Below are 24,321 nucleotides of genomic sequence, written 5' to 3' on the forward strand. Positions count from 1 at the left end.
AAATTACCTTAAAGCTACATTGGCAAGGATAGATATTAGACGCAATAGTTATTTGTAGGTAATGGAATCCAGATTTAAATACCCGGAAATGGCAAAGTTTAATCCCGAAAATCAAAAAATCCTAAAATCAGGATCCTAATATCACAGCAGCTTCCTTCGCAAAATAAGTCAGAATACATTTCGCGCCAGCGCGACGAATACTCATCAAAACTTCCATCATCGCACGGTCGCCGTCAAGCCAGCCGTTCAGGGCAGCCGCTTTGATCATGGCATATTCGCCGGAAACATTATACGCTGCAATCGGGATATCAAAATTTTCATCAAGCTGGCGAATAATATCAAGATATGATAATGCAGGCTTAACCATCAGCATATCAGCACCTTCTGCAAAATCCAATTGTGCTTCCAGCAAAGCTTCACGGCTGTTGGCGGGATTCATCTGGTAAGTTTTTTTATCACCAAATTTCGGGGCAGATTCTAAAGCATCACGGAAAGGACCGTAGAATGCGCTGGCATATTTTGCAGAGTAAGACATGATACTGATATTCGAATGTCCTTCACGGTCCAGCGTATCACGCAGATAACCGATACGGCCATCCATCATATCGCTGGGTCCAAGAATGTCCGCACCTGCCTTCGCCTGTGCCAAAGCCATTTTCCCTAAAATTTCAATGGTTGCGTCGTTAACAATTTCGCCATTTTCAACCAGGCCGTCGTGGCCGTCAGAACTGTACGGATCCATCGCGATGTCGGTCATAATCACCAGCTCGGGGAATTTTTCCTTGATTGCCGTGATGGCTTTTAGATAAAATGTGTCTTCCTTATAACTTTCAGAAGCATATTTATCTTTTTTGGCTTCGGCATAATTTGGGAAAATATCGATAGCTCGGATTCCCAGATCAGTTACTTCTTTTAGTTCTTCAAGAATGGTATCAAGAGAAAATCGGTACATGCCAGGCATTGATTTGATCTCAACTTTCTGGTTGGTGCCTTCCTGAATAAACATTGGAAAGATAAAATCTGAAACCTGAAGTGTGGTTTCCTGGACCAAATCCCTGATAGCAGAAGATTTTCGGTTGCGTCTTGGGCGACGGGTTAAATAGATCATTTTATACGGGCAGTCAGCTATGGGCGATCAGCTTTCGCTTATGGCTTTTTTAGTAAATAATTTCTTACACAGAAAACCGCGGAGAAATAATTTGAGTTTCACCGCAGTAATTTTTCTGCCTTATCCAACCATTAATTTGAAACCTTCGCCGTGCAAATTCATGATCTGGATATTGGGATCTTCTTTGAAATGTTTCCGGAGTTTGGTGATATAAACGTCCATACTTCGTGCATTAAAATAAGAATCGTCTCCCCAGATTGTTTTCAGTGCATAACTGCGACTGATTGGCTGGTTAAGGTTCTGGCAAAAAAGTTTGAGTAACTCGGACTCTTTGCTGGTCAGTTTTGTATTTTTTTCGTCAGCAGATAATTGATGGTGACTATAATCAAAAGTATAATTGCCAACCTGAAATACTGCGCTTTCTTCGGGCAGATCCGATTGTTTTCGATATCTTCTTAGTATTGCTTCAATGCGCAGGATAAGTTCTTCACGGTCAAAAGGTTTTGTCACATAATCATCCGCACCAACCCGGAATCCCTGCATGGTATCTTCCTTCATCGATTTGGCAGTCAGGAAAATAATCGGGACATCACGGCCACTCATTCGTACCTCTTTTGCCAGTGAAAACCCATCTTTTTTTGGCATCATTACGTCAAAAATGCAGAGATCATATTGATTATCAACAAAAGATTGCCAGCCCTTCTGCCCGTCTGTGGCGAGGTCTGTGGGAAATCCCTTATCGATCAGATATTCCTGAAGTAGTAATCCTAAATTAGCGTCGTCTTCAACAAGTAAGAGGTTGGGCATTTTTTCCTGGCTAAAATTATTAATGTTTATTGCTTCCTTGCTTGTCTTAATTGGAATGCAGTATAAAACTAACGAACTTTCGGAGTAAAGAAACCTTCAAAAATCATAATATATGTTAAAAATTATTGTGTGGATCGTTGCCATACTGGCCTTACTCATCATCGTGTATTTTGTTGGTCCGAAAGTAACTGCCACAGTGCCAGACCCTGCACTTCCTCAGGTGAGCCACAATTTGCCTCAGCTTGAACAGGAAATCAATGCATCTGAAGCTGCGATAAAAGACATGAAAAGAGATAATCAGGCCAGAATAGTTTGGGCGGATACCTCTAAAAAAGAAAAAACACCATACAGTATTGTCTATATCCACGGCTTCGGCGCTAGTTGGGCAGAAGGAGAGCCAATTCACAGGAACCTTGCCAAACGATATGGCGCGAATTTATACCTGGCGCGTATGCACGATGCGGGCATCAGTGATTCCAATGCTTTTGATGACCTTACTTCGGAAAATTTTATCGCAGGAGCAAAACGTGCTTTGGCTATCGGTAAAGCATTGGGCGACAGCGTGATTATTGTAGGAACTTCTGCCGGTGGATTATTAACCGTTTATCTTGCCTCGACAAATCCTGAAATTAAAGGCATCGTACTTTATTCTCCTTGCATGGCCGTGGCCTCGCCGGCGCTGAAACTGATCACAGGTCCATGGGGAAAGCAAATTTTGCATGGAATTATGGGCGACCGACGCAAGTCAGCGGACACGATTCCTGACCGCGCTAATTTCTGGCTGCAAAGTTATCATACTAACGGACTCATGGCACTCCAGCAAACGATTGATGCAGTGGCCAAACCAGAGGTTTACGAAAAGATTAAAATGCCTGTTTTTCTGGCTTATTATTACAAAAATGAAGAAGAGCAGGATCAGGTTGTTTCTGTGAAAGCAATGCTGGATATGTTTTCAAAACTTGGAACACCGTCCAATCTGAAAGTTGAGAAGGCATTTCCAAATAGCGGCGATCATGTGATTGGTTCCTACCTGCGTTCGAAGGATGTTGAGGGAGTTTACAAAGCTACGGAGCAGTTTCTTGAAGAAAAATTATCATTAAAACCAGTAGAATCAATTAAATAATATCCTTGACTGCTACAATCCCAATGCTTTCTATTATAAAAAGATTGTGGTTTAAGCAGTCAAAATTTTGTTACTTTGTCGGCCAAAAAGGGCGTTAACTCGTAATTAACAATAAAAAATCATGGCATACGGTTTATTAAAAGGAAAAAGAGGGATAATATCCGGGGCACTGGACGAAAATTCAATTGCCTGGAAAGTTGCGCTGAAAGCAAAAGAAGAAGGAGCTACATTCACTTTGACGAATGCACCGATCGCAATGCGTATGGGCGCAATCAATGAATTGGCGAAAGTTTGTGATGCGAAAATTATTCCCGCGGATGCCACTTCTGTTGAAGATATTGAAAAATTATATACCGAGTCGATCGATGTGTTGGGCGGAAAAGTAGATTTTGTTTTGCACTCGATTGGTATGAGCGCAAACATTCGTAAGGGAAAACCGTATGGCGATCTGAACTATGACTACTACCTGAAAAGTCTTGATGTTTCATCTCTTTCGCTTCATAAATTTTTACAGGTAGCAGAAAAGATGGATGCCATCAACGAGTGGGGTTCTGTTGTAGCATTATCTTATATCGCAGCACAGCGTACATATCCTTTCTACACGGATATGGCGGAAGCAAAAGCGATGCTTGAAAGTATTGCGCGCAGCTTCGGTTACCGTTATGGAAAAGCTAAAAACGTTCGTGTTAATACGATTTCTCAGTCTCCTACCAAAACAACGGCAGGTTCTGGAATTGGCGGATTCGATGCTTTTTATGAGTTCGCAGAAAAAATGAGCCCGTTGGGAAATGCTACGGCTGATGATTGTGCGAATTACACGATCTCTTTATTCTCAGATTTGACGCGTATGGTAACGATGCAGAATTTGTTCCATGACGGAGGTTATTCTTCAACTGGTATTTCGGAAGAACTGGTTCAAATGATTCAGAATCAAAACAAAGCTTAAAACTGATTTTAAGGCTGTTTTTTTCTTAATAAATTGAAAAATCCCTCCAAAACTGACCGTTCTGGAGGGATTCTTGTGTGTTGATAAAATAATTAAACCGTCCATCCCGTTTGGCGTTGTATGGTTCTGACGAACTGAGTAGTTTCGTTCGTAAATCTAATGCCATGAATTTGCTTATTAATCAATAGTCTCCTATGCAACGTTCGTTCAAAATCAAATATGCTGTGCTTTCCGGGCTTGTGTTCTTATTGGCTGCCTGCGGTATTGAAAAAGAAAAAGCAGAGGCAACTCCCGATACTCCAATTTATACCTTGGTATTTTTAGATAAAACCCAAAGTGTCAACGTAAACCGGGCTTACGTTAATGAAAAATATCGGAAAACGCTTACTGACATCATGGAGACCAACATGAAAAATAAAGGCGACAAGCTGGAGGTTTACTACATACATGAAAATACTTCAAAAGCGCGGGCCTTATCGTTGACAATCCGTAGCGAAAAAGAGATCAATGACGGCGCGAATGCAACCGACCGTGAGGCCATTGAAACAGCGTTTCAGCTATCTTTACAGCGTGAGAAGGGTATTTTTTTAAGACAACTGTTATTAAAGTTAAATCAGCAAAATACAGGTTCTTCCAATCAGTCAACGGATATCTGGGCTAGTTTACCTGTCATTGCGAAGGCTGGCGAAAGTGGTGCGCAAGTCAGCGTATACTATTTCAGTGATATGATCGAGAGTGTCAAAGGTGCAGATCGTCGCGATTTTCATAAGCAACCGCCGGTATCAGACGCTCAGGCCGAAGAGGAAGCAAAATCCGACGTGAAGAAGCTGGAAAAATATGTGATTGGTTCGCCTCAGATTACCATCGTTTCGCCCTTTGAGGCGACAGCTTCATCAAAGGAAAATAATCCACATGTGACGCATTATTGGCAAACACTATTCCAGGAATTGGGCGGGGTAAGTGTTGATGAGTTGTAGAAGTATAAACTAATATGATACGCTCATGGGACTGGTAAATCATGTTATCTGGACGATTTGTTTACTAACTTCTCCTTCTACACCACAAGTTCACCAGGAATATGACCGTCTTATTGTTGGTGACTGGACATTTGTTAAAGTAGAATTAAAATATGAATCACCTGCGGATTCAATGGAGAAATCACCTCTGGAAATTGGATCTAAACCCGGTTATACATTTAGTGAATCTGGTTTTTGCGAAAACAAACTTGGGTATTTCAGCAACGATAACCGGGAATATATTCAGTTTTTGGGTACTGAGACGAAATATCGTATCGAAGGCAACCGATTGTTAATTTTTGATCTGGCAAATAATGTATGGGATCGATACGAAATTCTAAAGCTTGATAGTAAAGTTTTAAAACTTACATTAAATGATTCAGCCCATGTAATTTATGAAAGGAGTAATTACAAGTTGGCTCCACAAGTTCCATTTGATCAAATTATTGTTTCCTCTTCCGGTTGCCTTGGAAGCTGTCCAATAAATAATGTAATGGTATCACAAAGTGGCGAAGTGATCATCCATAATGAGCATCATACAAAAAACAATGGTTTTTATTCTTCTAAAATGTCTACAAAACAATTTCGGGAGCTTGAACTAAAATTCAGGAAAGCTAACTTGAAAAAGTTGAAAGTCAAATATGAGGCAAGTTGGACTGATGACAACGAAATAACGATTTCGCTCATAAAAAACGGGAGAATTTACAGAACAATAAGTGATTATGGATACCAGGCTCCTACGGAACTCTATTGGGCCTATTTTCCAATCAGCTTAATTGATCAAAAACTGATTCTTAATCAGTTACCTAACCGGGACAAATTTTACATTCAAAAAATTTCTTCGTTTGAGAAAGGTAATAAGTTGATCCGGCTTGCTAAATCAGAAAGCTTTTACCTGGCAAATCTGTTACACACTGCAAATTCTGTAAACAGGAAGTTTGTTGAGAAATACGCTTTACATGCCTACGGAGAGCAAGGGTCAATAAAGGCTACGACGGATGGACGATATTATAAAATCAAGTCAGAGGACGGCAAATATGTGACGCTGGATCTTGGATACAATTTTTTGCAGCAGAATGATTTATTGGTCAGAATTTCCGACAGACGGGACTATGAGAAATAAATATAATTTTCCTCAAAAGCCGATCATCGCCTTCAATCTGTCAGTCTCATCAAAAATTGTTTAATCGGGAATTGAAATGATACGAAAGATTTAAAATCTTAAAACGTATTTACTAATTCGTAATTAAACTTTTGTATTATTGTAATTGATAGCGGCATGTGCATTTCCTCTGGTTTTGTCCAACGTATAGTATTAATACGGTAAGTGCTGTTATTAAAGATTGCAATATCCATTATACACACTATCATTATGAAAACAAATTCAATCTCCTTCATTTTAGCATCCGTATGCTGTTTTCCCATTGCAGTAGCCGGTCAGCAAGTTAATTTTCCGGTCTGGATCAATCAGCACCAAAACGGGTAATTCTCTTACATAAGCTTATTAAAACTCTACGGTGACCCGCATATGGGTCATGATCAAATCTTTATATAGATGGGACAAATCTCCTCGCATGGTAAAAATGCGTTTGGGCAATCAGGCAGATTACAAGAGCTTGATGCACTACGCGGTCTGGCGGCATTGAGCGTCGTACTTTTTCATTATACCTACAACCAGCCACACATCAATTCCGATTTTACGTTCAGGTATGGTATTACCGGCGTAGATCTGTTTTTTATGATCAGCGGATTTACGATCAGCCTCAGTCTTAATAAAATTAGTCATTGGAAAAGTTTTGTTGTCTATCGCTTCGGCAGGCTTTATCCGGCATTCTGGATGTGTGTGCTCATCACCTCTGCCTTTGTTTTAATATACGACTTTCAACATTTCAAACTTTCAGATATTCTGGTCAATATGACCATGGTTCCGGCCTATTTCGGCGTTGAGGATCTGGACGGTTCCTACTGGACTTTGGCGGTAGAGTTAATATTTTATCTTTGGATTCTCTGTGTTTACATGACCGGTAAAATCAAGGATATTGAATTGTCCGGAATGCTCACGCTGCTGGTAATATTAGCCTTTCATTTTTTTAGGCCATTTTATCCAAGTCTGTATACGTTGGTCGTTACCAAAATTCAGCTCATTAACCACTTCCCGCTGTTTTTTTCTGGTATTCTTTTCTACCAGTTTTCATGCAAGGGTTTTTCCATAGAAAATCTCTTGCTAATGGGCATATCGATTTTTGGGTCGTTCTATCTGCACGACAAGGGCGGAAGAGCTATGTACCTTATTTCTGGCCAGGAGCATCTGCTGATCATCCTTTTTTATCATGCCGTATTCGCGATGCTGATTTATGGAAAGATGAAATTTTTGGCAAAGCCCCAGCTGGTTTTTTTAGGGACAATTTCATACAGTCTCTACCTCTTACATCAATACATGGGGCGCAAAATAATTGACTCTCTGGTAACGTATACCCACGCCAATAGTTACTTCGTCATTGCTCTTGTGGTTTTGCTCAATATTTTGCTTGCATACATCGTAACAAGATTCGTAGAAATTCCTGCAAATAAATTTATCCGGAATGGTTATAAAGCAGCAATCCAACAATCTTCCTTCAAAACTTTACACCCTTTTGAAATTGAACGGAATTTTCAAAACCACTCGCATCCACAAACCTGAAAGTACTACCCATTTCAACCTGCCCAGTTTTCCCGATCCAGACTCCGATACTGAATGGCCTCAGCCAAATGTTCTACCCGGATTTCATCGCTCCCGGCCAGATCTGCAATGGTGCGGGAAACTTTCAGGATTCTGTCATATGCGCGTGCCGATAGTCCAAGCCTGTCCATGGCCGTGCGCAAAAGGGCCGTTCCTGCTGGCTCAATTGTACAGATTTTCTTTACCATTTCCGGAGGCATCATGGCGTTTGAATAAATCTCTTTGTTATCTTTAAAACGCTCTGATTGTCTTTCCCGCGCCCTTATCACCCGCTCGCGGATTTGCGCGCTGCTTTCAGATTTTCGTGTGGAGGCAATCTGGTCAAAAGTCACGGGCGTGACTTCCACGTGAAGATCAATCCGGTCTAAGAGCGGTCCGCTGATTTTATTTAAATATTTTTGAACAACACCCGGCCCGCAAACACATTCTTTATCCGGATGATTGTAATAGCCGCAAGGACACGGGTTCATGCTGGCAATCAGCATAAAATTTGCCGGAAATTCAACCGTTAATTTCGCTCTTGAAATGCTTACTTTTCTTTCTTCCAGGGGCTGGCGCATTACTTCCAGCACTGTTCTTTTAAATTCAGGAAGTTCGTCCAGAAACAGGATTCCGTTATGCGCCAACGAAATTTCACCCGGTTGAGGAAAACTTCCTCCTCCAACCAAGGCTGCGTCGCTGATGCTATGATGTGGCGCTCTATAGGGCCGGCGCGAAACCAATCCCATGTGTGTCCCGAGCTTGCCGGCTACCGAATGAATTTTTGTCGTTTCCAGCGCTTCGGGTAAGCTCAGCGGTGGTAAAATACTCGGTATGCGTTTTGCCAGCATGGTTTTTCCGGCTCCCGGAGGCCCGATCATGATGGCATTGTGCCCGCCTGCGGCAGCAATTTCCAAAGCACGTTTTATATTTTCCTGACCTTGAACATGCTCAAAGTCGGCATCATATTCATTTTGTGTTGTAAAAAATAAATCCCGGGTATCGACAACAAGTGGTTCTATACTGCTTTTTCCTTCAAAAAAAGCGATCGCTTCTTCCAGCGTTTCCACGGGAATAACATCAATATTATTAACAATTGCCGCTTCTTTCGCATTTTCTGCGGGCAGGACAAAACCTTTAAAACCTTGTTTACGGACTTCAATCGCTATGGGTAAAACGCCTTTGATCGGGCGTAACTTTCCGTCGAGCGAAAGCTCGCCCATGATCACATAATCTTCGAGATTATGAACGGAGCTGATTTGTTCCGAGGATTGCAAAATACAAAGTGCAATAGGAAGGTCGTAAGCTGATCCTTCCTTGCGGATATCCGCAGGTGCCAGGTTGACAATCACCTTTTGCCTGGGCATTTTATAATTGAAGTATTTCAAAGAAGCTTCAACGCGGTGTTCACTTTCCTTAACAGCACTGTCTGCAAGGCCAACAATGTGGAAGTGCATGCCTTGTCCAACCTGTACCTCAATCGTAATCATTTTGGCATTGACGCCATATACAGCACTTCCGAAAGTTTTTGCAAGCATAATACTGGTTTTGATTTGATAGTGTGTGGAAGTCAGCAGACAAATCCTTTCCAAAATTAACAGGATTTGTGATAACCTTGTATATGCAAATCAAGATAAGCCAGGCGCGAGATGTTGTTATTCTTAATTTGATTAAAACCCTGCAAAAAGGTTACAGTAGTTGCTTCAAGGTTGAGTAGACGAGAGATGAGATCCGCCTATCGCTGGCATCAGGATTGATTTCAAATTCGAAGAAAGAAGTAACTATTATTTAAACACCATTTTCAAGTCAAGCTCAATATTAGTTACCGGATCCACAAATAAGGAATCTGTAAAATACTGAACTGAATTATCAGGTAAAAATAGTTGAAGTGTTTTGACAGAAGGCATCACGATCCAGGCAGATTGCACACCGCTTGGAAAATATATTTTCCTGATTTTTCCCGTTAAGGCGTCATAAGCCTGTGTCGGAGAAAGGATTTCAATTGCTGTGATTGGCGGCTCTGTATAAAGGATTATATCTTCCTCCCAGTTGAAGACTAAATTCTGAAAAATTGAGATATCAGGTTTTACCCTTCCGCTGAATAATTCAAGTTCAAGTTCAGGCATAACGTCAAATTTGGCGTCATATACGGAAAGTAGTACACTTAAACGATAAGTTAATCGAGAATGATTCAAAGACATGGTTTCTTCAAGAGGGGTTTCAATTTCCGTAATTTCAACTGCTCGTAAGTCCATAGCGTCTTTGTTTTAAACAAATATAAAAAATTAAATCTTACAACTGTCACTCCACAACCGCCGAAACACAAATATAAGTCGGGATAATTCCGGTACTCCTGATCCGGACTTCTGCGTCGATGGCTTGAGTATTTCCTGTTAAAACCAACGCAGTATCCAGTCCGAATTTATTCCCGCCGAGTATATCGGTATGCAGCGTATCGCCCACCATTAAAATATCCCTTTTACTGACATTCGGGTAGTTTTTGATGTGCTGATATGCGAAAATAAACATCTGAGGATCAGGTTTTCCGAATCGGATGAACTGTCTGCCGATGGTATCTTCAATCATTTTCGCCAGCGCTCCTACGGCGATGGAAAGGCGCGTTTTAGAAGCAGGATAAGTTTTATCTGTATTGGCAACGATTACGGGAATGTTGCGTTTACGTAATAGGTTTAGCGTTTTGGTCAGATCGGTATTCCAGTCAAACCCTTCATCATCCAGAAAAACCAAAGCGTTGACATCGTTGATGTCCGCCAAATCCAGTTCACGAATGGATAGTGTTTTAATATCATCTGTGCCAATGTAATGAGCAGAATTTTCTGTTCCGAGGTAAGCCACAAAGCCATTTCTGACCTTCAATTCCAGATACTCCCGGGCCAGCATTCCCGAAGAAATAATCCGGTCTGGCGTCACATCATTGATGCCTAATTTTACATAGGATTCTGCCAGTTGTTCAGGACTGCGGGATGCGTCATTCGTTACAACATAAAAATCCTTTCCTGTCTCTTTTAGGTACGCAAAAGTATTTTCAATTCCGGGAATCAATCCATTGTAGGTTTTAAGAACGCCAAATGCATCAAAGAAAATAACTTCGTACTTCGATAGTACGGACTTAAAATTGTCTAAAATCATGTAATTGGCGTCTTAAATTTACGATTTGTCTAAACTTGTTTTTTTCTTACCTGTCTTAACTGCTGGTGTTATATTGAGAACTTTCAGAATTTTATCCGCATCGAAAGTGTCAATGGACGGGAAGTAGAGCTCGTAAGCTTCTCGCTGCAATTTGGTAGAGTAAGTTCTATGAAAAAAGTATTTTCCATATTTTATTACATAGTTAAGAATAAAAAAGCGATATGCCTCTTTCATAAACCTAACTTCATTTTCCGACAGTGGATATACTTTATGGTATTCTTCCAGAAATATCATAAACCGGTCTTCCATCAGCGGCGTGATCAGATAACTGAAAACCGTGCGGTCACCAACATTGGAAACTACCCTGCTGAAAAAATAGAAATCCATGATACGCGACGAAACCCGGAACCAATCATAATCCCACCGCGAAAATAAATGCTGATCTTCTGTGACTGAGAAATTTCCTATATTCCAATCTACAAAAACCGGCATCATATCAAAGGAGATGACGTTTAATTTCTGAACATTTTTCAGAAAAATCTCACATTGTTCTTTCAAAAAGTCGACATGCATTCTGTGTTCATATTGCCCCGCTTCGGTATCCAGAATATCAAGCAAATGCTGAATATCCGTTCTCAGTTTTTTTGAAGATTTGGGAATAGATTTTCCGACACGGTAACAAGCCTGGTGAAATTTCGCCATTTCGCGGCCAAGTTTCCGGATATGATCTTCGTCCAGTCTTTTCGGCATCCGGTGCATAGCCCTGATCGGATTATAAAAAACAACCCAGGTATCCAGAAAATCTTCCTGATACCGGTAAGTGTAAACCTGATTATTTTTTAAAAGTGATTTGGCAACTACGTTCTCAAATGGATATAACAGATTGTTTGAAACAGCCTGGATGATCCGGTGATCTTCTTTAAAATGTTCGTATTTTCCAAAATAGGAAAGCTTGGCAATAACAATATCGTCGTTGTCTAAGGTTACTCTGAATACGTGATTGGTTGATACTTTGGCACTTATGTCTTCAACCAATTTAATGGATATGGAATCATCAAATCCCGCCCAGGCTTTTTCAATAATGGCTGGATAGTCTTTTATACGCATGAAATTACTCAAGATTATTAGTTCGTTTGTTGCTGAATTCGGGTACTTTTTAGTGATAAAGTGTTACAAAGTTAACAACTTCACTGATAGAATATATGTTCTCGTCTTTATGTTAATGATGGCTGTTTTTTATAAAATATTGACAATCAGAGGAAAATGAAATTGAAATTTTGCAATACTTCTTTAAAAAAGAATTTAGCATTAGTTTTGTGCCGAAACTTACCTTAATATATTTTGTATTTTTTCTATTTTTCCCGCTTTCTGATACGTTTCGCGCTGCCAATTTTCCTGCGTCGTCTGCTTGTTGTTAATTTTAAACAAGTACCAAAGAAGGGACCATTGTTACTCGCATCTAACCATCCGGACTCGTTTTTTGATGCACTTGTGATTGGTGCAACGCTTACGCAGCCAATTTTTACACTTGCCCGTGGCGATGCGTTCAAAAAACCTTCGGTGGCGTTTTGGTTAAGACAAATTAATCTTATTCCTGTTTTCCGGGGCTCAGAAGGCAGACTTGCGGTTAAAAATATTGACATCACGATGAAGGAAAGTCTGGATGCAATGAGTGCAGGACACGCTGTTATTATTTTTTCAGAAGGTGTTTGTGTGAATGAGTGGAAATTGCGTCCGTTAGGAAAAGGAACCGCCAGGATGGCGCATCAGGCCTGGTTTGGAGAAAGTAATCTGAAAGAAATGCAGGTGATTCCGATAGGTATGAATTACGAACATTACCGCGGAACGGGCAAACGTGCCGCTATTCGTTTTGGTGATGCAATTCATTATACGGATATCAAAACAAGCCCGGACGATTATGAAAAATGGCTTCGGGAATTCAACGAGATACTCTATGTCAAGATGAACCAGGAAATTCTGACAATTCCTGATAATGCAACAAAGGAGGAACGTGTATCTGCTATCAATAACTTTTTCGGACCCAATTCTATACCTTCGAAAGGAAACTTTTTGCTTCAGGGGCTGGGATGGTTCGGCCGGTTAATTCATCGCCCGATTTATCAGATTTTTCATAAAAAGGTCGCGAAAATTACCGCCAGAAGTGTTTTTTATGATTCCGCACTATTTGGATTATTATTATATATCTACCCGCTGATCGTCCTTTTAATTTCAGCTATCGTTGGAATATTTGCCGGATTTAAAGTGGCGCTTGCGGTTTTTGCCGCTTTGCCAATTCTGGCCTGGATGGGAAACCGTTATCGCTAAAATTTTGTTAAATTTTTTTTGCTACGAATACACAAATTCCACGAATATTCGTGATTATCTGTGTATTCGTGGCAACCCCATTTTTTTCAAAGTCTAATTTTTTACCCTGTTCAAGCCCATCATTTTCAACATCCAGTCGGGCAGTGGTTTCTGATGTTTTCTTTTTTGAATATCTAAAAACCAGCTGATTTTCTTCAAAATTGGCAATTTGTGTGTTTCTACCATTTCGATCAAAGTTCCGTCAGGATCTTCCACATAGGCAAACCGGCCTGCGGCTGATTCCATTCCGAATGATGATTCGCTGTCGACCGTAAATTTGTAGCCTTTTGCCTGCATTTTTGTTTTAAGCGTGGCCAAATCAAGCGCGTCGAAGCATAGATGGATATATCCGCAGTCGCCCCAATAACGGTTCTCAAAAACTTTTTTCGGCGTGCGGTCCAGTGCTTGAATTAATTCGATTTGGATATTTCCCAAAAGTCTGCTGAATGCTCCTTCCGGTGTAAAGTTTTTTCGAAGTAGAACTCGACGAAAACGCTGGCCTGAAATTGAAGTAGGCAAATCTTCAAATACATCTGTTTTGTCGTAAACGACTTCCAGATTTTGTATCAGTGTCTGATAAAATAAAATTGATTTTTGTATATCGGTAACACCAACAACTACCCCTGCAACACCACCTACCGGTTTTCCGGTGTTCTGGAACCAGGAAGTGTCACTCGTGATCTGAAAAATATTTCCATAAGGGTCGTTTCCCCAAAAGCCCTCGCCTTCCGGAAGTGTGACCAACGGTCCTACGGCCTCTTTTGACTGCGATTTAACCCAGGCATGTGCTTTCTTAACGTCAGGCGTTTTGAAACGAATGGCATTGATCCCCAAATCTCCAAGTTCCAGTTTGAAATTTGCGGGTTGTGAAACACGGCTTGTAAATGACCAGATTTCCAGTCCGCCGCCACCTGCCAGATTGAGGGCAAGTGCTGCATGTCTCTGATGAACTTTTCCCCCGGTATAGGGAGTCATCAAAGGAGCTTCGGCTTTATCGTCGAAAACAGGAACATCAAAACCAAGAATCCGGCGATACCACTGCCAAGCCTCTGGTACATTTTGAACACCAAGACCAACTTGTTGTATTCCGGAAATAAGAGCAGCACTCATGAAGGTGTTATATTTTTTTAGGTATTCGTTAAAAAGATTTTATCCAAGGGCAGAATTTACTCTATTGGAAGCCTTAGGACACGCAATTTTACAAAATAAAACAGCAATAAAGACTGGGAAATGGAATAAATAATGGCCTGAAATTAGCAGGAGACATCGGTAACTTCGTAGTTTAGAGATAATTCGTATAGTTTTACGTCTTATCAGCGAATACGGAATTTTATAAAATGCGTTTTAACTAAGTGGAACTAACTTAACCGTTCGCTGTTTTCTGGATAATTAGCCTTAACTCCTGACATATATGATTTCCTTCGCTTTCGTATTTTTGCTTGATATTTTTACACCGTTCCTGCCGATACCATCAGGAAATCCTGTTGCTGTCGAGTCTGTCCATATCTCTCTTTCTAAAAATAAATTTATTGTATTTTCCGGCTCTGACTGGTGTAAGGGTTGCATTCAATTTCGAAAAAAAGTACTGAGCGATTCTTCATTTGAATCTTTTGCTAAAGAAAACCTGGAAGTCGTAGTTGCAGATTTTCCGCAGCGCGCGAAACTTGCCAAAGAAGTTGTAGCGCAAAATGAGGCACTTGCAGAAAAATATAATCCAAAGGGAGTATTTCCAAATTTAGTGCTCATATCAGACGACGGGTCACAGTTTGAAACAGTAACTTACAGTAATCAAACACCGCAGGAATTTGTAAGTGAATTGAAAAACCGATTACAAAGATTGAATGGATGAGTTTCGTCTGGTTGAAAGGCTGATGGGTTCAGCCTTTGAGCTGATCATAAGAGACAATGATAAAGCGAGAGCAGAAACACTTCTTGCGGAAGGACGGAATGAAATCAAGCGATTGGAAAATCTGCTCACAGAATTTTCCGATTCGTCATGTACATCATTGATCAACAGACATGCCGGAGTCAAACCGGTTCAGGTTGACAGCGAGGTTTATCAGCTAGTTCAGCGTTGTGTCGGGCTATCCAATTTGACGCAGGGCTCATTTGATATTTCCGTAGGGCCTTTGAAAAAATTATATAATTTCAAGAATCAACAATTTGTTTTTCCTGATAAAAGTGCCGTTAAAAAAGTACTTCAATTCGTCGGTTTTCAACATATTTCACTCCTGCCTGACAATCATATTTTCCTGAAAAAGAAAGGGATGTTTATCAGTTTTGCAGCAATTGGTAAGGGATATGCCGCGGATAAAGTAAAAAAAATGTGGTTGGAAAGAGGCGTGGAAAATGGTGTGATCAACGCAAGCGGTGACTTAACAGTTATTGGTAAAAAAACAGAAGAAACACCTTGGAAGATTGGTATTGCCAATCCGGATCAAGCGGCGGATATTTTATGTTTTTTACCAATCGAAAATGCTTCGGTTGCAACTTCCGGAGATTATGAGCAATATTTCATGCGGGGTGGAATACGTTATTCACATACCATTGACCCCCGAACGGGAAATTCGGTAAGCGGAATAAAAAGCGTGAGCGTTGTCAGCCCGGGAGCTGAACTTTGTGACGCTTTAGCAACGGCCGTTTTTGTTATGGGCGTTGAGGTGGGGATTCATTTTATCAATCAGCTTCCGCAAACGCATTGTTTAATTATTACGGACAAAAATGAGGTGTTCCACTCGCGAAACCTTAACTTTAAGTATGCGGAGAAATAAAATTTACTGTTTGATACTTGGAGTCATTTTGACGTTCGGTGGGATCAGCTGTCAGGCTGTGAAACCCTACCAGCGTGTGTATCTCAATGATCCGGAGATGCAGATGGGCAGCAATTCAGGGAAAAAATTTGAGGATTACGTTGAGACGATCCGTGAAGGTGCCACGCCAGCCGGTGGAGCGAAATCAAGCGGGGGATGCGGATGTAACTAGCGTTTTATGAAAAGGAAATTTTTACTTGCCGGAATACTCAGTGCATTTTTATTACAATCCAAAGCCCAGAATGCGGATAGTTCCTATCAAAAAAGTACATTGTCAAAAACAGAAGTAGAGCTTGTCTACAACCACTATATTCAGGATGGGCATAATTCTGCTGTGACAGGTGGAATCGGGACAGAAAAATTGACGGTTTATTCACCATCCGTTCGAATTGGGCAAACATTTAAAGAGTATAACACGCTACGTTTTGTTGGAGGTGTTGATATCGTCAGTTCTGCGTCCGCGGACAATATTGACTTTGTCATGTCTTCTGCCTCCAAACGCGATGCGCGCTCCTATGGAAATCTCAATTACCAGCGGCAATTAAAAAGGAAAGACCTGAAGCTTGGGATTGGTTCTGGTTTTTCCATTGAGTCCGATTATTTGTCGATTCCTATTTTAGCTTCCGCGGAGTATACAAATCCCACAAAAACCAGAACCTATTCCTTTGATTTTCAGGCTTATTTTGATGATATGCGCTGGGGTCGCCTGGATCCCGATTATTACCGGCCTGTCAAGTTGATCTATCCGGTTGAGTTGCGCAACAGGAAATGGTTTGATACTTACCGGCGTGATTCTTATAATTTCAAGTTAGGTTTGACACAAATTATTAATCCAAGGCTGGTTCTAGGAATTTTTCCGGAAATCTCATATCAAAAAGGTCTGCTCTCGACGCCGTTCCACCGTGTTTACTTTAAAGACAATTCTTTGAAAGTGGAAAATTTACCGCAGGAGCGATATAAGTTTCCGCTCAGTATACGGTTGAATTATTTCATGGGAAGCCGGACAATCCTGAAACTGAATTATGGTTTTTACTATGACAGTTTCGATATTCTTGGCAATAGTCTGGAATTGGAAGCAGCGATTAAAACTTCACCCCAATGGACTATTTCTCCTTTTTTTAGATTTTATAATCAATCTGGCTCTGAATATTTTAACCCTTATAAGCAACGTGAAATTTCTGCAAAGTTTTATACCTCAGATTATGACCTTGCTTCATTTCAGAGTTATAAGGCTGGTGTAAATCTTAGATATTTGCCGTCGGCTTATGTGACGAAGCGGATTTCTTTTGATGAATTGAATCTTAGATATGGTTATTATCACAGATCCAACGGCCTAAATGCACACATGGTCACGCTGGCGGTTAAATTTGTGAGAGAGAAACATTAACTTTAAGAAAGAAACAGGTTATTGTTGAAATATTGATTGTTATGCTTAGTATTCTCTTTAGTATATTAAACCCAATAATTAATGTGTTAAATTATAAATTTCGAAATAATATATTAAAATAATTGATAATTCACGCATCCATTTTGGTCTCATCATCGTATATTTGATGAGCATTATATTTTTTTATTGAAATAATAAGAATGACTCAGTCCGTAGTTTTAGCACCCATTACCGAAAGTTTACCAGCGTTTATTAATTCTGCACAGTATTCGAAAGTTTTTGTAATAGCCGATACCAATACCCGCAAGTATTGTTATTCTTTGATAAAACCTCTTTTACCGAAACACAAATTAGTGACGGTTCCAAGTGGAGAAAAACATAAGATACTGGCGACATGCACAACTATCTGGGAATCTATGACCGATGCGGAACTTGACAGACATGCGTTGGTGATCAATATCGGTGGCGGCGTGATAGGTGATATGGGCGGTTTTTGTGCGGCAGTTTACAAACGGGGGATTGATTTTATTCAGATACCCACTACACTTTTATCACAAGTGGATGCAAGTGTGGGTGGAAAATTAGGAGTGGATTTTCAGGGATTTAAGAATCATTTGGGCGTTTTCAATATACCGAATAGTGTTTTAATTGATCCTTTTTTTCTCAAAACATTACCGGAAAGAGAAATCAGGTCTGGTTTTGCTGAAATTATCAAACACTGCCTGATCGCTGATGCGGACAAATGGAAGGTGATCCGTCAGAATGATTTTGAAGAACAAAACTGGGAAGATCTGATCGCCCACTCTGTGAAAATTAAACAACAGATTGTAGATCAGGATCCTACGGAAAAAGGACTAAGGAAAATCCTTAATTTTGGACATACCTTGGGCCATGCAGTTGAGACCTGTTTTTTAAGTAAGTCAGAAAGCGAAAGACTGTTTCACGGGGAGGCAATCGCAGTGGGAATGATTATGGAAAGTTACCTGGCTTATAAAAGAAATTTGATTGACAAGAAAACTTTAATTGATATAGAAGAATTTCTTTTTGCCACATACGGCAGAGTAATAATAAATCCTGACGATGTGGATGTCATCATTGGGCTAACACGTCAGGATAAAAAGAACAGAGGAAATGAGGTTCGTTTTTCTCTTTTAGAAGGAGCAGGAAAATGCGGTTATGATATCGCCGTTCCGGTTTCTGATATGCGTAAAGCAATAGCTTATTATATGGGGTAGTTCCGGGGAAGAAGAACAGCATAAGCTATTGATTAGTGGGTTTTGAACATTAGAGTGAATATATCTATTTATAACCTGACAAAAAGTAATGCTTATGCTGAAGTCTATTAAACCTTATGCCGCTTTATTAGTGATATTGATATTAGCGGGTTGCTCGAGTGGTCGTAAAGTATTTGTGGAGCATGACTACAGTTATGAAACAAATTTTAAAGATTACTCATCCTACACATTTCTGGAATGTGAGCGAGACACTAACAATCTTTGTACAGAAATTTACGAGGCAATCCGTCGTCAAATGCAGGTGAGAGGCTACAAACTTACCGCTGAAAAACCAACATTATTAGTCAATTACGGTATCTTCTACGACAATCTTCGTTACCAGGGTTATATGCAGCCGGTTATTAAAAACTGGGTGGATACTGAGAACGATGGGTTCCGGTATGAGCCAATAAAATATGCCCTCGATAAAGGTACTTTAATCGTTTCTTTGATTGATGCAGAGAGTGATCAGGTGGTGTGGAGAGGTTATGCTTCGGGTATTTTTAAAGGTGTTGAAAACTCAAATAATCACTACCGAAGCGTGGTTCGCAGGATTTTTGATCAGTATCCGCTTTTTGCCAAAGGGTATGATCCAAGACGATACAGTGAGGCTGTGGGCAGATAATTTTTACGGTTTTGAATTGATTTAATACATAAAAAATAAGCCAGCCGAATTTCCGGCAGGCTTATTTTTGGTTATCTTAATTTTAAAGTTGCCAGCGTGAAAATGGCGAGAATGATACCGACAACCCAAAAACGTGTCACAATTTTAGCTTCGTGAATACCTTTTTTCTGGTAATGATGATGAAGCGGCGACATGAGTAAAATTCGCCTGCCTTCTCCGAATTTCTTTTTGGTATATTTGAAATAGCTGACTTGCATAATCACGGAAACCAGCTCCGATAGGAATACACCGCACAAAATAGGGATCATTAATTCCTTCCGGATTGCCAGCGCCACGACTGCAATTACGCCACCCAGCATTAAACTTCCGGTATCGCCCATAAAAACTTGCGCGGGGTAAGCATTATACCAGAGAAACCCGACACAGGCCCCGACAAAAGCCGCGCAGAAAATTACAAGCTCTCCTGAATTTGGGATATACATAATATTCAGGTATTGCGAGAATTTCGTGTTACCGGATAAATATGCCAGCACACCCAGCGTCAAAGCGATAATCCCGGAAATACCTGCTGCCAGACCGTCAATTCCGTCTGTGATATTTGCGCCGTTTGAAACCGCCGTGATAATAAAGATTGCAAGAATCGTGTAGATTACCCAGGTATATTCTTCCGGAAGCCAGCCAAAAAGCAGCGTACGGTAATCAAATTCATTGTTTTTGAAAAAAGGAAGCGTAGTTACGGTCGGGTGAACGATGTCTTTATATCGTTGTACTTCCCCAATAGTAGAACTTAATAAAGGTTGTTCGTAAATACGAATTTTTACATGATCACTGAAAGAGAGTGTTAATCCTACAATTAACCCAAGTCCGACCTGCCCAACAATTTTGAAACGTCCGTGAAGTCCTTCTTTATTATTTTTGAATTTTTTCAGATAGTCATCAATAAAGCCTATCAATCCTGTCCAGATGGCCGTTATGATCAGAAGGACGATATAGACATTGGTGAGTTTTGCAAATAACAATACGGGAATCAGTAGTGAGGCGAGAATAATAAACCCTCCCATCGTCGGCGTTCCTGTTTTTTCCATCTGACCCTCAAGGCCAAGATCACGGATAGATTCTCCAACTTGTTGTCTCCGCAAGAAGTTGATGATCCATTTTCCATACGTGGCAGCGATGAACAAAGACAGCACGGTTGCACCCAGTGCACGGAATGAAATATATTGAAATACACCGGCTCCGGGTATGTTAAAGTGCTTGTCTAGGTAGTCGAATAGATAATAAAGCATGTAAATCGTGATTAGCGCTTGCAAAGTTGCCTTTTTCTTGCAGACTACGCAACGGGTCCTGTATTTTTATTCTTTTTGGGAATGAAAACTGGAAAATGCTTCTCTCAACACCTGCCTGTCGTCAAAGTTATGTTTAACGCCCCGAATTTCCTGGTATGTTTCGTGTCCTTTTCCTGCAATTAAAATAATATCTTCCGGATTTGCCTCAGCAACAGCTTTAAAAATTGCTTCGTGGCGGTCAGGAACTACGCTTGTATTTTTAAATTTTAAAGGCGGCACACCTTTCAACATCTGGTCCAGAATATCCTGCGGCTCCTCATATCTTGGATTATCTGATGTAAGAATAACACGTGTACTGAAATTACAGGCAATCTCGGCCATTTTTGGTCGCTTGGTAACATCACGATTGCCTCCACAGCCAACGATGGTGATCACCTGTTCGTTACCGCTACGAAGATGCGCGATCGTTTGCAAAACATTTTCCAGAGCGTCCGGTGTATGGGCGTAATCCACAATCCCAACGATGTTATCCACAGAATGGATTTGTTCAAACCTTCCCGGCGGACTGTTCAGGTTGGAAAGCGCAGTAAGCACTTCTTCGGGCGACTCACCCAACGCTACGGCCGCTCCATATACAGAAAGCAAATTATATCCGTTAAACCGGCCAATCACACGGAACCAGACTTCCTGATTGTTAATTTCCATGTGCATACCCGTAAGCGTATCCGAGAGAATTTTTCCGTTGTAGGTAGCGAGTGTTTGCAGGGAATAAGTTTCAATCCTCGCTTTGGTATTTTGAACCATCACCGAACCGCGACGATCATCGATATTGACTAAGGCAAATGCGCTTTTAGGCAACTGATCGAAAAAGCCTTTTTTTGCTGCAATATAATTGTCAAAGGTTTTGTGAAAATCGAGGTGATCGTGGGTAATATTTGTAAAAATGCCTCCTGCAAAATGTAGACCTGTAATCCGATGCTGCGCCACAGCATGGGAGCTCACCTCCATAAAAACATGTGAACAGCCTTTTTCATGCATCAGCGCCAAAAGTTCGTTGAGTGCAACAGCATCAGGCGTAGTGTGCGTAGAAGGAATAACTTCGTCTTCAATCTGATTCTGAACGGTTGATAACATGCCGCAGCGATAACCCAAAGCCCTGAAAAGCTGGAATAAAAATGTTGCGACAGATGTTTTGCCATTTGTACCGGTTACACCAACCAACGTTAATTTTTTCGAAGGCTGATTGTAAAAAGAAGCTGCAATAAAACCCATCGCAGACGCTGAATCCTGAACCTGAATATAGGTTATTCCCTCTCGCAGCTGCGCCGGTAATTCTTCGCAAAGGATCGCGGAAGCGCCAAGGTCAGAAGCAGTTTCAATATACTGATGTCCGTCCGTCTGCGTGCCCCGAAGGGCTACAAATAAACTTCCTGGTAGGACGCGCCTGGAATCAATGATAATTTTATTGACGCTGACATTTTCTGATCCGTGTACCGTTGCGCCAGCGATTCCACTGATTAAGCTATGAATTGGTTTTTGAATAATTTCCATAAATGGATTTACTGTAATGTTAACAGGATCGTTTTAAGGCCACTTTTGTTTGTGCCGGGAGGAAGCGATTGTTCCACAACTTTTCCGGAACCTTTAAAAGTCACCTTGAAACCCTTATTTTCAAGAATAAATAACGCATCCCGCATCGGCATTCCTTGCAGATCCGGGACATCTTTTGATTGGATATCACGTTGTTTCCAGTTGGTTTTTCCTTTTCCAACAATGGAACCGGAAAGATATTCCGTTTCTTGTTCGGTAACAGGTGTCAATTTCAGATAGTCGCTGATCACCTTCAGATCCGAAGTTCTGCCAGCCCACTTCACCGGTTTTTCTTCTCCATGGGTTGTGTCCTTCGCCATTTTTTGAATGCTAACGTCATAAGCATAGATTCGGTCAGCCACTTCTTTAAAAACCGGAGCAGCAACACTTCCCGCATAAAGCTGATAATTTTCCTTGGCACCACGAGGCGTATCAATGATCACGATGCAGCTGTATTTCGGATTATTTGCAGGAAAGTAACCGGCGAATGACGTGTAGTATTTACCTGCCGTATGAATTCCATTGATCAATTTCTGAGCAGTTCCTGTTTTTCCTGCGATTTTATAAAGATCTGTTCTGATATTTCTCGCTGAGCCGTGTTCTACAACACCTTCCAGCATACTCTTAATTTTTCGTAAAGTTTCGGGAGAACAAATCGGCTTTTCGGAAACGTAAGGCGGAATTTTATCTTCCACTTTTTCAGCGCTTCTTACTTCTTTCACGACCATGGGCCGGACCCAGTAGCCATCATTCGCAACAGCATTATACAAAGCGAGTGTTTGCAGTGGCGTCATTCGCATTTCATAGCCATAAGACATAAATGTGAGCGAATAATTATTCCATTGTTTCGACGACCGGTCTTTAATGTAAGGCGGATTTTCACCTTTCATGTGAATTCCTGTCGGCTCAGTTACGTGGAATTGTTTGAGATAATTCAGATACGTATCAGGTTTTGAGAAAAAATATCGCTGCATAAGCAAATGCACACCAATATTGGACGATTTTTCAAAAACCTGAGCAGCTGTCAATACACCATGTCCGCCTCGTTTTGAATCGTTTATAGAAAGCCCGCGGAAACGAACAGAGCCTGTTCCCGTATTGACAGTTACCTGATTCGGATTCATTTTAGTTTCTTCCAAAAGCGCCATCATCGTTGGCAGCTTAAATGTCGAACCGGGGTCGGTACTTCCCGCCAGGGCATAATTAAAAACCTCTTCGTATTTATTATCCGCCCTTTTTGTAAGGTTTGCCATTGCTCTGATTTCGCCCGTTGCAACTTCCATAATAACAACACAGCCAAATTCGGCATTAGCTTCTGTAAGTTTTCTGCGCAGCGCAATTTCAGCCATATCCTGATAGTTCATGTCCAGGGTTGTGTAAATATCCTTTCCGGTTTCCGGCTGAATATTAAGTGCATCACCGACCGGAATTTTAATTCCGCCTTCGACCTGTTCTACAAGATTGACTCCTTCTTTGCCTTCTAGATCTTTGTCAAAACTGGCTTCAACACCAATATAACCCCGTCCGCTTTTAGGATCAGTGCCACCGATGGTGCGGTCGGCCATAGGACTGAATGGTTTATAGCGTTTGTAGATCATTTCGAATTTTCCACCTCCACCCTTCTTTTCCTTTGCGAAAAAAGGCCATTCTTTTACTTTTTCTCTTTCAAGATATCCGATCTCTTTGTTTTTTAACCGCAGATACCGTTTGTTTTTGCTTACACGATAGCGCAGTATTTTGCTTTTGTAGCCATCAAAAGTATTTTCACCAAAGTTTTTTACGAGCAAACTGGCCAGCTGATCAATATTATTATAGAAATAGGCAGAATCAGCAACTTTGGTATCAAAACCTACATAATAATAAGGCAGCGAGGTCGCGAGCAGACTGCCATCATTTGAAAAAATACTTCCGCGCATCGCCGGTATCGTATCCAGTTTTAAATCATTTTTTACAGCATATTCCGACCAGGTTTTGCCTTTGTGGGAAGCATAATACTGGACATGTATAAGTTTAAAAAAAACCATTATCGCAAAAACAAACAAAACCAAAGCGACCATACGTGCTCTGGTAATCAATGCTTTCTTATTATTTTGGCCGCTATCTATATCGCTTTTCATTTGGGCTGGTCAATAAACGG

At 40.8% G+C, this 24,321-nt stretch carries 22 protein-coding genes; 12 read left to right on the forward strand and 10 right to left on the reverse strand.

Going from position 1 to position 24,321, the window contains the following annotated elements; all coding sequences use genetic code 11:
* Positions 1-127: 127 nt before the first annotated feature.
* On the reverse strand, positions 128-1,108 hold the full coding sequence (hemB, locus tag AC1XUO_RS20515; RefSeq protein WP_483331641.1) for a porphobilinogen synthase: 981 nt from the start codon (positions 1,106-1,108) through the stop codon (positions 128-130).
* A 120-nt stretch (positions 1,109-1,228) separates the two neighbouring features.
* Positions 1,229-1,915 (reverse strand): response regulator transcription factor, encoded by a 687-nt coding sequence (locus AC1XUO_RS20520; protein WP_483331643.1) that lies wholly within the window; start codon positions 1,913-1,915, stop codon positions 1,229-1,231.
* A gap of 112 nt (positions 1,916-2,027) precedes the next feature.
* On the opposite strand from AC1XUO_RS20520, the gene AC1XUO_RS20525 reads away from it, so the two are divergent.
* The 5 genes from AC1XUO_RS20525 to AC1XUO_RS20545 all read left to right on the forward strand — a co-directional run bounded on the left by AC1XUO_RS20525 (position 2,028) and on the right by AC1XUO_RS20545 (position 7,680).
* Positions 2,028-3,038, forward strand: coding sequence for an alpha/beta hydrolase (locus AC1XUO_RS20525; RefSeq protein ID WP_483331644.1), 1,011 nt, complete (start codon positions 2,028-2,030; stop codon positions 3,036-3,038).
* Positions 3,039-3,159: 121 nt separating this feature from the next.
* Positions 3,160-3,984 carry an enoyl-ACP reductase FabI gene (locus tag AC1XUO_RS20530; RefSeq protein ID WP_483331645.1) on the forward strand — a complete coding sequence of 275 codons (825 nt, stop codon included), beginning with the start codon at positions 3,160-3,162 and terminating at the stop codon, positions 3,982-3,984.
* 194 nt (positions 3,985-4,178) lie between these two features.
* Positions 4,179-4,961 carry a hypothetical protein gene (locus AC1XUO_RS20535; RefSeq protein ID WP_483331646.1) on the forward strand — a complete coding sequence of 261 codons (783 nt, stop codon included), beginning with the start codon at positions 4,179-4,181 and terminating at the stop codon, positions 4,959-4,961.
* Between the two features lie 25 nt (positions 4,962-4,986).
* On the forward strand, positions 4,987-6,123 hold the full coding sequence (locus AC1XUO_RS20540; protein ID WP_483331647.1) for a DUF6438 domain-containing protein: 1,137 nt from the start codon (positions 4,987-4,989) through the stop codon (positions 6,121-6,123).
* Positions 6,124-6,555: 432 nt separating this feature from the next.
* A complete protein-coding gene (locus tag AC1XUO_RS20545) occupies positions 6,556-7,680 on the forward strand; it encodes an acyltransferase family protein (RefSeq protein ID WP_483331648.1) in 1,125 nt (374 codons plus the stop codon).
* Between the two features lie 14 nt (positions 7,681-7,694).
* Here AC1XUO_RS20545 and AC1XUO_RS20550 read toward each other — a convergent pair whose 3' ends face one another.
* The 4 genes from AC1XUO_RS20550 to AC1XUO_RS20565 all read right to left on the reverse strand — a co-directional run bounded on the left by AC1XUO_RS20550 (position 7,695) and on the right by AC1XUO_RS20565 (position 11,955).
* On the reverse strand, positions 7,695-9,236 hold the full coding sequence (locus tag AC1XUO_RS20550) for a YifB family Mg chelatase-like AAA ATPase (protein WP_483331649.1): 1,542 nt from the start codon (positions 9,234-9,236) through the stop codon (positions 7,695-7,697).
* Positions 9,237-9,482: 246 nt separating this feature from the next.
* A complete protein-coding gene (locus AC1XUO_RS20555) occupies positions 9,483-9,953 on the reverse strand; it encodes a Uma2 family endonuclease (protein WP_483331650.1) in 471 nt (156 codons plus the stop codon).
* 46 nt (positions 9,954-9,999) lie between these two features.
* Positions 10,000-10,848, reverse strand: a complete 849-nt coding sequence (locus AC1XUO_RS20560) for a TIGR01459 family HAD-type hydrolase (RefSeq protein WP_483331651.1) — start codon at positions 10,846-10,848, stop codon at positions 10,000-10,002.
* 18 nt (positions 10,849-10,866) lie between these two features.
* A complete protein-coding gene (locus AC1XUO_RS20565; RefSeq protein WP_483331652.1) occupies positions 10,867-11,955 on the reverse strand; it encodes a hypothetical protein in 1,089 nt (362 codons plus the stop codon).
* Positions 11,956-12,189: 234 nt separating this feature from the next.
* Here AC1XUO_RS20565 and AC1XUO_RS20570 point away from each other — a divergent pair, with 234 nt between their 5' ends.
* On the forward strand, positions 12,190-13,173 hold the full coding sequence (locus AC1XUO_RS20570; RefSeq protein WP_483331653.1) for a 1-acyl-sn-glycerol-3-phosphate acyltransferase: 984 nt from the start codon (positions 12,190-12,192) through the stop codon (positions 13,171-13,173).
* Positions 13,174-13,266: 93 nt separating this feature from the next.
* On the opposite strand, the gene AC1XUO_RS20575 is transcribed toward AC1XUO_RS20570, so the two are convergent.
* Positions 13,267-14,322 (reverse strand): VOC family protein, encoded by a 1,056-nt coding sequence (locus AC1XUO_RS20575; protein ID WP_483331654.1) that lies wholly within the window; start codon positions 14,320-14,322, stop codon positions 13,267-13,269.
* A gap of 301 nt (positions 14,323-14,623) precedes the next feature.
* Between AC1XUO_RS20575 and AC1XUO_RS20580 the strand changes: the two genes are divergently transcribed.
* From AC1XUO_RS20580 to AC1XUO_RS20605, 6 genes are all read left to right on the forward strand, one after another.
* Positions 14,624-15,061 (forward strand): thioredoxin fold domain-containing protein, encoded by a 438-nt coding sequence (locus AC1XUO_RS20580; RefSeq protein WP_483331655.1) that lies wholly within the window; start codon positions 14,624-14,626, stop codon positions 15,059-15,061.
* Positions 15,054-15,983 carry an FAD:protein FMN transferase gene (locus AC1XUO_RS20585; protein WP_483331656.1) on the forward strand — a complete coding sequence of 310 codons (930 nt, stop codon included), beginning with the start codon at positions 15,054-15,056 and terminating at the stop codon, positions 15,981-15,983. The genes AC1XUO_RS20580 and AC1XUO_RS20585 overlap by 8 nt, the downstream gene beginning before the upstream one ends.
* Positions 15,970-16,194 carry a DUF4266 domain-containing protein gene (locus tag AC1XUO_RS20590; RefSeq protein WP_483331657.1) on the forward strand — a complete coding sequence of 75 codons (225 nt, stop codon included), beginning with the start codon at positions 15,970-15,972 and terminating at the stop codon, positions 16,192-16,194. The genes AC1XUO_RS20585 and AC1XUO_RS20590 overlap by 14 nt, the downstream gene beginning before the upstream one ends.
* Positions 16,195-16,200: 6 nt before the next feature.
* Positions 16,201-17,409 carry a DUF3570 domain-containing protein gene (locus AC1XUO_RS20595; protein ID WP_483331658.1) on the forward strand — a complete coding sequence of 403 codons (1,209 nt, stop codon included), beginning with the start codon at positions 16,201-16,203 and terminating at the stop codon, positions 17,407-17,409.
* A 200-nt stretch (positions 17,410-17,609) separates the two neighbouring features.
* A complete protein-coding gene (aroB, locus tag AC1XUO_RS20600; protein WP_483331659.1) occupies positions 17,610-18,644 on the forward strand; it encodes a 3-dehydroquinate synthase in 1,035 nt (344 codons plus the stop codon).
* Between the two features lie 88 nt (positions 18,645-18,732).
* Entirely contained in the window at positions 18,733-19,308 is a 576-nt protein-coding gene (locus tag AC1XUO_RS20605; protein ID WP_090340468.1) for a DUF4136 domain-containing protein, read from the forward strand.
* A gap of 71 nt (positions 19,309-19,379) precedes the next feature.
* On the opposite strand, the gene mraY is transcribed toward AC1XUO_RS20605, so the two are convergent.
* The 3 genes from mraY to AC1XUO_RS20620 form a co-directional block, all read right to left on the reverse strand.
* Positions 19,380-20,594, reverse strand: coding sequence for a phospho-N-acetylmuramoyl-pentapeptide-transferase (gene mraY, locus AC1XUO_RS20610; RefSeq protein WP_483331660.1), 1,215 nt, complete (start codon positions 20,592-20,594; stop codon positions 19,380-19,382).
* Between the two features lie 66 nt (positions 20,595-20,660).
* A complete protein-coding gene (locus AC1XUO_RS20615; RefSeq protein ID WP_483331661.1) occupies positions 20,661-22,145 on the reverse strand; it encodes a UDP-N-acetylmuramoyl-L-alanyl-D-glutamate--2,6-diaminopimelate ligase in 1,485 nt (494 codons plus the stop codon).
* Between the two features lie 8 nt (positions 22,146-22,153).
* The gene (locus AC1XUO_RS20620; RefSeq protein WP_483331662.1) at positions 22,154-24,301 is read right to left on the reverse strand and encodes a penicillin-binding protein; all 2,148 of its coding nucleotides are present in this window, start codon (positions 24,299-24,301) and stop codon (positions 22,154-22,156) included.
* Positions 24,302-24,321: the final 20 nt, after the last annotated feature.

It is taken from the genome of Dyadobacter sp. HNCC25DJ186, from assembly GCF_056895235.1.